Source organism: Streptomyces barkulensis (genome assembly GCF_002843305.1).
GTDB lineage: Bacteria > Actinomycetota > Actinomycetes > Streptomycetales > Streptomycetaceae > Streptomyces > Streptomyces barkulensis.
In genome coordinates, this window is sequence record NZ_PGSG01000036.1 from 38,938 (window position 1) to 46,010 (window position 7,073).

Consider the following 7,073-nt stretch of genomic DNA (forward strand, 5'->3'; position numbering starts at 1 on the left):
GCCGGCGGACGCCGGAAGGCCGGTCCGCCCGCGGTCCGCGGCCGGTCCGCGGGCGCGGCCGGCGCGCCCGCGGACGCCGGGGCGTCAGCCCCCGCCCCGCGCACCGCCGTTCCGGTTGTGTGTCCCCGGCCGCGTGCGCCGCGGTCCGCCCCGTGGGGGAGAATGGGGCCACTGCTGGGGCGGGCTGAGTGTGAGGGGACGCATGAGCGACGTGGACGGCCGCGGCAAGAAGGCCGGACGGCTGCTGGGCGGGCGTTACCGGTTGGGCGACGTCCTGGGCCGCGGCGGAATGGGCACCGTGTGGCGGGCCGAGGACGAGGTCCTGGGCCGTACCGTCGCGGTGAAGGAACTGCGCTTCCCCTCCAGCATCGACGAGGAGGAGAAGCGACGCCTGATCACCCGCACACTGCGCGAGGCCAAGGCCATCGCGCGCATCCGCAGCAACAGCGCCGTCACCGTCTACGACGTGGTCGACGAGGACGACCGCCCCTGGATCGTCATGGAGTTGATCGACGGCCGCTCCCTGGCCGACGTGCTGCGCGAGGACGGCCCGCTGGAGCCGCGACGGGCGGCCGAGGTGGGCCTGGCGATCCTCGACGTGCTGCGCGCCGCGCACCGCGAGGGCATCCTGCACCGTGACGTGAAGCCCTCCAACGTCCTGATCGCCGACGAGGACGGCCGGGTCGTCCTCACCGACTTCGGCATCGCCCAGATCGAGGGCGACCCCTCCCTCACCTCCACCGGCATGCTGGTCGGCGCGCCCTCCTACATAGCGCCGGAGCGGGCGCGCGGTCAGCGCCCCGGCCCGCCCTCCGACCTGTGGTCGCTGGGCGGGCTGCTGTACGCGGCGGTGGAGGGCCACCCGCCGTACGACAAGGGGTCGGCGATCGCCACCCTGACCGCGGTGATGACCGAGCCGCTGGAGCCCCCCAAGCGCGCCGGGGCGCTGGAGGCGGTCATCCACGGCCTGCTGGACAAGGACGCGGACAAGCGGCTGGACGAGCCGGGCGCGCGGGCGCTGCTGGAGCGCGCGGCCCGCGGGCCGCGCGCCGGGGACGAGAAGGAGAAGAAGAAGGAGGAGCCGGAGGGCACTCGTACGACCGTGCTCCCGGTGGCCGAGGCCGGGGCGGCCGACGCGGGCGGCCCGGCTGCCACGGCTGCCACGGCCGGCGCGGGCGGTGAGCGGCTGCGTGGGGCGCTGCGGTCCGTACGCGCCGCCTCGGCCGCCTCGGCCGGGCGCGGCGAGGAAGGGAAGGCCGGGGAGGCCGGGGAGAAGACCGGTGGGAAGGGCGCCGCGGGCGCCCCCGGAGCGGCCGGCGGCGCCGCGGCCACCACCGCCGTCCCGGCCGGTGTGGCCCGCGCGGCCCGTACGGCACGGCAGCCCGCCGGGCTCGCGGTGGTCGCCGTCGTGGTGCTGGCCCTGCTCGGCACCGTCCTGGCCTTCGCGTTCGCGGGCGATGACGAGGAGGCCGGCGGGCGGGCCGGAACCGGCACGTCCGCGGCTCCGACCGACGGGCAGGACGCCGACGGGGACGGGCGGGACGACAAGGACGGCGGACCGGGCGCGTCCTCCGCCGAGCCGTCCACCGAGCCGTCCACCGAGCCGTCCGCCGACGAGGACGGCCGGGAGGGGCGGGAAGACGGCGAGGACGGCGGCAAGGGCGGACAGGGCGGCGAGGGACTGCCCGAGGGCTACGAGACGGTCACCGACGACCGCTTCCACTTCTCGATGGCCATGCCCGAGGGCTACGAGCGCACCCGTATAGCGGGAAAGAACTCCGGCGGCGAGTACACCCCGCCCGGCGGCGGCTACCCCAAGATCCAGGTCGACTTCAACGGCAGCCCCGGGGACAGCGCGGCGGGCGCCTGGCGCTCCCTGGAACCCGCCGTGCGAGGAGACAGCACCGGCTACTCCCGGGTGGACATCGAGCCCGTGAAGTGGCGGGACTACCCGACCGTCGCGGACTGGACGTTCGAACGCCTGGAGAGCGGGAAGCGGGTGCGCGTCCTCAACCGCGGCTTCCGGGTCGACGACACCCACGGCTACGCCATCATGATCACCTGTGAGGTGGACAGGTGGGACGGCGAGAAGTGCCGCACGGCGCGGGAGACCGCGTTCCGGACGTTCCGCCCCCGGGACTGAGACGGACAACCGGCCGGCGGGCGACGCGAGGCCGCCCGGGCACGTATCGTGATAGTACGCAGACCCTGTGCGTCCGCTATCCGGCCGCCGCGAACGGGTCTTGACGGACCGTAGGGCACCAGGTCGTGTGGGGAGGGCGCCGTGGACGAGTACTCGGGCCGGCTGCTGGCCGAGCGGTACCGCTTGCCGCGTCCGCCGTCGGACGAGTACGAGCTGGTGGAGTCCCGCGCGTACGACACGGCCAGCGGGCAGGAGGTGCTGGTCCGCCAGGTGCCGCTGCCGGAGGTCGTCGAGGCCGAGTTCCTCGGCGGGGGCGGCTACGGGCACGACCGCGCGGGCCGTGCCACGCGGCGTCCGGCCGACCCCGCCGTGCGGCGCGCGGTGGAGGCGGCGCTGGCCGCCTCCCGGATACCCGACCACCCCCGGCTCGACCAGGTCTTCGACGTCTTCGTCGAGGGCGACGGCCTGTGGATCGTCAGCGAGCTGGTCGCGGCCCGGCCGCTGGCCGCCCTGCTCGCCGAGCGCCCGCTGAGCCCCCACCGGGCGGCGGAGCTGGCGGCCGACCTGCTCGCGGCCCTGCGCGCGGTCCACGCGCACGGCTGGGTCCACCGCAACATCACCCCCCGTACCGTCCTCGTCTGCGACGACGGCCGCGCCGTGCTCACCGGGCTGGCCGCCGGCGCGGCGGAGGAGGCGCTGTGCGGGTACGACCCCCTCCCGGCGCCGCCGAGCGTGCTGCCGCGCGGCCATGTGGACGACCCCGCGGACGGTCCGGCGGACGATGTGCCCGGGGCCGGCGTCCCCGGCCTGCCGCCCGGCTACCGGGGGGCGGACCAGGGCCCGGCGGGCGGTGTGCCCCGCCAGCTGGCCGGTCCCGGCGCCGACGAGGGCCCTGAGGCGGAGGAGTACGGGGCGCACGGCCACCCCACGCCCCACGACGACGGCGGCGGGCGCCCGGAGCCCGGCGGCCCGGCGGCCGAGCGCGCCGCGCGCAGCGGCGCCATCGCCGCGTACCGGGCCGGTACGCGCGCCGCCGCCGCCCGGGCCGAGGTCGAGGCGCGCAGGGACGCGGACGGCGGACAGGCCGGGGACCTGCGCCCGGTGCCCCCCGGCGGCTCGACCCCGTACGGCGAGGCGTACGGCGAGGAGCCGCACGGCGAGCGGACGCCGCCGGCGCGGAGCTGGGGCGATGAGGACGGTGACCGCTACCGCGGCCCCACCACCGCGCTCGCCGCCGAACGCGCCCGCCAGACCAGGACGGCGATCGTCGGCGCCGTCACCGAGCGCTGGGCCCCCGAGCAGGCCGGGCCCGTCTACGAGAACTGGCGGCTGGCCCCGCCGGTCGGCCCGGCGGCCGATCTGTGGGCTCTGGGCGCGCTGCTGTTCCGGGCCGTCCAGGGGCACGCGCCCTACCCCGAGGAGTCGGTGGCCGAGCTGGTGCAGATGGTGTGCGCGGAGCCGCCCGCGTTCGCCGAGGAGTGCGGTGCGCTGCGGCCCGTCGTGGAGTCGCTGCTGCGCCAGGACCCGACCGAGCGGCCCGACTTCGAGGAGCTGGGCGGCTGGCTGCGCTCCCTGATCCGTTCCGCGCCCGAGCCCGAGGTCGGACTGCACACGGTCACCGCGCCGCTTTCGCTGGAGGCCGGCCGGCCCGCCGACCCCAGGCGGCTGCCGATCATAAGGCGCCGTGGCGAGCTGGTGCGCAGGAAGCGGGCGGAGCGTTCTCCGGTGGCCACCCACGCCCGGCACCGGCGTGCCCGGAAACAGAGGTCACCGCGCCGGCTGGGCATGGTCCTGGTCGGGCTGGTCCTCCTGCTGCTGACCGGGACGCTGGTGTACGCGGCCGTGTACATGCCCGGCGGCGGCGCCGGTTCCTCCGGGAACAGCGCCGACCAGCGGCCCGGCAGCGTGGGCGCGCAGCCGGAGCAGCCGGGGGAGCCCGGTGAGGAAGCCCCGCCCCGGGAGGCCGAGGCCGGGGAACCGGACGGGCCCGGGGGCTCGAAGGCGCCCGGCACCGAGCGGCCGCAGGCCGGCGATCCGGTGGAGGGGCTCGACGGCTACGCGCTGCACGAGGACGCGGCCGGCTTCCGGATCGCGCTCCCCGAGGACGCCCGGCGGGCGGGGCCGGACGGCCGGGGACGGACGGTCTTCACACACGGGGACCTGGAGATCGTCGTGGTGCCCGGCCGGGACACCACCGAGGAGTACGGCTCGGACCCGATGGCGTACCTCACCGACGACCAGCGGGAGCTGGACGCGTACCGCGCGGCGGACTGGGCGACCAGTTCCGGGATGCGGCGGATACAGGTGGGCCGGACGGTGATGGCCGAGGGCCGGTTCAGCTGGCGCGAGGGCGCGGACAGCACCTACATGTGCGACCGGGCGGTCGTCGTGGACGGCCGCTACCACTCGTTGCTGGTGAGGGGGCCGGAGAGCCGGAAGGACGACATCAACCGCCTCTTCGACACGATCGCCGACACCTACCGCGCCACCGGCTGAGCCGTCCCCGGCCGCCCGGCCGCCCGCCCGGCCGACGCTCAAGACCGTTTTCCGGTCGCATCCCGGACCGCCGTCCGGACCGCCGTCCGGAGGCGCACGAGTTCTGTGCCAGTGTTCACTGGCAGATTCCGTGAAAAGTGGTTACCGCCGGGTACACAGAAGGTTTTCCACGCCGTACCCTCCCCGGTATGACGGATTCGCCAGGTACCGCCGCCACCGGGGCGGCGCAGACGACGGGCACCGGCCCCGAAGCTCCCGAGGCTCCCGCGGCCCCTGAGGCTCCCGCGGCCCCTGAGGCCCCTGCGGTCACCGCCGCCCCCGCCGCGCCCACGGCGGCCGGCAACCCGGTCGCCGCCGCCCCCGCCGCCGCCCGCACCGCCGCCGACGTGGTGACCGGCGAGCTGGTCGCCCGGCTGACCCGCGGTCTGACGGGCAGCGGCCGCACCGCGTGCCACACCCCCTTCACCGGCGAGAAGCTGGCCGACCTGCCCGAATCCACCCCCGCGGACGTCGCCGAGGCCTACGCCCGGGCCCGCGAGGCGCAGCGGACGTGGGCGGCGCGGCCGGTGCGCGAGCGCGCCGCCGTCCTGCTGCGCTTCCACGACCTGCTGCTGGCCCGCCAGTCGGAGGTGCTGGACCTGGTCCAGCTGGAGACCGGCAAGGCGCGGCTGCACGCACACGAGGAGGTGCAGGCGGTCGCCGTCGCCGCACGCCACTACGGCCGCAAGGCCCCGGCGTACCTGCGCCCCCGGAACCACACCGGCGCCATCCCGGTGCTCACCCGGGTGCGGGAGCTGCGCCACCCCAAGGGCGTGGTCGGGCAGATCGCCCCGTGGAACTACCCGCTGGAGCTGTCGGTCGGCGACGCGCTGCCCGCCTTCGCCGCCGGCAACGCCGTCGTCATGAAGCCCGACACCGAGACCGCGCTGACCGCCCTGTGGGCACGCGACCTGCTGATCGAGGCCGGGCTGCCCGCCGAGGTCTGGCAGATCGTGATCGGCGAGGGACCGGTCGTCGGCCCGGCCGTCGTCGACCACGCCGACTACGTCTCCTTCACCGGTTCCACCCGCACCGGCCGCGAGGTCGCCCAGCGGGCCGCGTTCCGCCTGGTGGGGACCTCGCTGGAGCTGGGCGGCAAGAACGCCATGCTGGTGCTGGAGGACGCCGACCTCGACCGCGCGGCCGAGGGCGCGGTGCGAGCGGCCTTCTCCTCGGCCGGGCAGCTGTGCATCTCCATCGAGCGGCTCTACGTGCACGCCTCGGTCGCCGACGCCTTCCTGGAACGGTTCACCGCACGCACCGGGGCGCTGCGCCTGGGCTCGGCGCTGGCCTACGGCGCCGACATGGGGTCGCTCGTCTCGCGGCGGCAGCTGGAGAACGTGGTGCGGCACGTGGACGACGCCGTGGCCAAGGGCGCGAAGGTCCTGGCCGGAGGCAGGGCACGCCCCGACGTCGGTCCGCTGTTCTACGAGCCGACCGTCCTGGAGGGCGTCACCGCACCCATGGCCGTCTGCGGCGAGGAGACCTTCGGCCCCGTCGTCTCCGTCTACCGCTTCTCCGACGAGGACGAGGCGGTCGCGCTGGCCAACGCCACCCCCTACGGCCTCAACTCCAGCGTCTGGACGAAGAACACCCGCCGGGGCCGCGAGATCGCCGCCCGGCTGCGCACCGGCACGGTCAACGTCAACGAGGGCTACGCCGCCGCGTACGGCAGCGTCCAGTCGCCGATGGGCGGCATGGGCGAGTCCGGGGTGGGCCGCCGGCACGGTTCGGAGGGCATCCTCAAGTACACCGAGGCGCAGACCGTCGCCACCCAGCGGCTGCTGCCCATGGCCCCGTCGCTCGGTATGGACGACGAGAGGTACGCGGCCTTCATGAGTGCCTCCCTGCGCGCGATGAAGGCGTTCCGCTTCCGCTGACGCCCCGCCCTCCCGCCGCCCCGCTCCCGCCCCTCTTCCGCCTCCTTCCCAGGAACCGATACGCACCACCGGAGGTCCCCCGTGTCCCGACCGCAGGACGAAGCAGCGCAGCAGCCGTCCGGCCCGCCGCAGCCGTACGACTACGACGTGATCGTGGTCGGTTCCGGTTTCGGCGGTTCGGTGTCCGCGCTGCGGCTGACGGAGAAGGGCTACCGGGTCGGGGTGCTGGAGGCGGGGCGGCGCTTCACCCGCGAGACGCTGCCGAGGAACTCCTGGGACCTGCGGAACTACCTGTGGGCCCCGGCGCTGGGCCTGTACGGCATCCAGCGCATCCATCTGATGGACAAGGTGATGATCCTGGCCGGCGCCGGGGTGGGCGGCGGTTCGCTGAACTACGCCAACACCCTCTACGTGCCGCCGCCGGCCTTCTTCGCCGACCGCCAGTGGGGGCACATCACCGACTGGCAGGAGGAGCTGAAGCCGTACTACGACCAGGCCAGGCGGATGCTGGGCGT

4 protein-coding genes are annotated in these 7,073 nt (G+C 75.7%); all 4 read left to right on the plus strand.

The features are described from left to right. The first annotated feature begins 202 nt into the window (after nucleotides 1-202). A complete protein-coding gene (locus CUT83_RS08875; protein WP_101255314.1) occupies nucleotides 203-2,143 on the plus strand; it encodes a serine/threonine-protein kinase in 1,941 nt (646 codons plus the stop codon). Between the two features lie 141 nt (nucleotides 2,144-2,284). Further along, nucleotides 2,285-4,639, plus strand: coding sequence for a serine/threonine kinase C-terminal domain-containing protein (locus tag CUT83_RS08880; RefSeq protein WP_101255315.1), 2,355 nt, complete (start codon nucleotides 2,285-2,287; stop codon nucleotides 4,637-4,639). A gap of 188 nt (nucleotides 4,640-4,827) precedes the next feature. Next, complete coding sequence (locus CUT83_RS08885) at nucleotides 4,828-6,558, plus strand: succinic semialdehyde dehydrogenase (protein WP_101255316.1); 1,731 nt, start codon at nucleotides 4,828-4,830, stop codon at nucleotides 6,556-6,558. A gap of 81 nt (nucleotides 6,559-6,639) precedes the next feature. Then, the coding region (locus CUT83_RS08890; protein ID WP_143688520.1) for an NAD(P)-binding protein at nucleotides 6,640-7,073 on the plus strand (434 nt) is incomplete at its 3' end.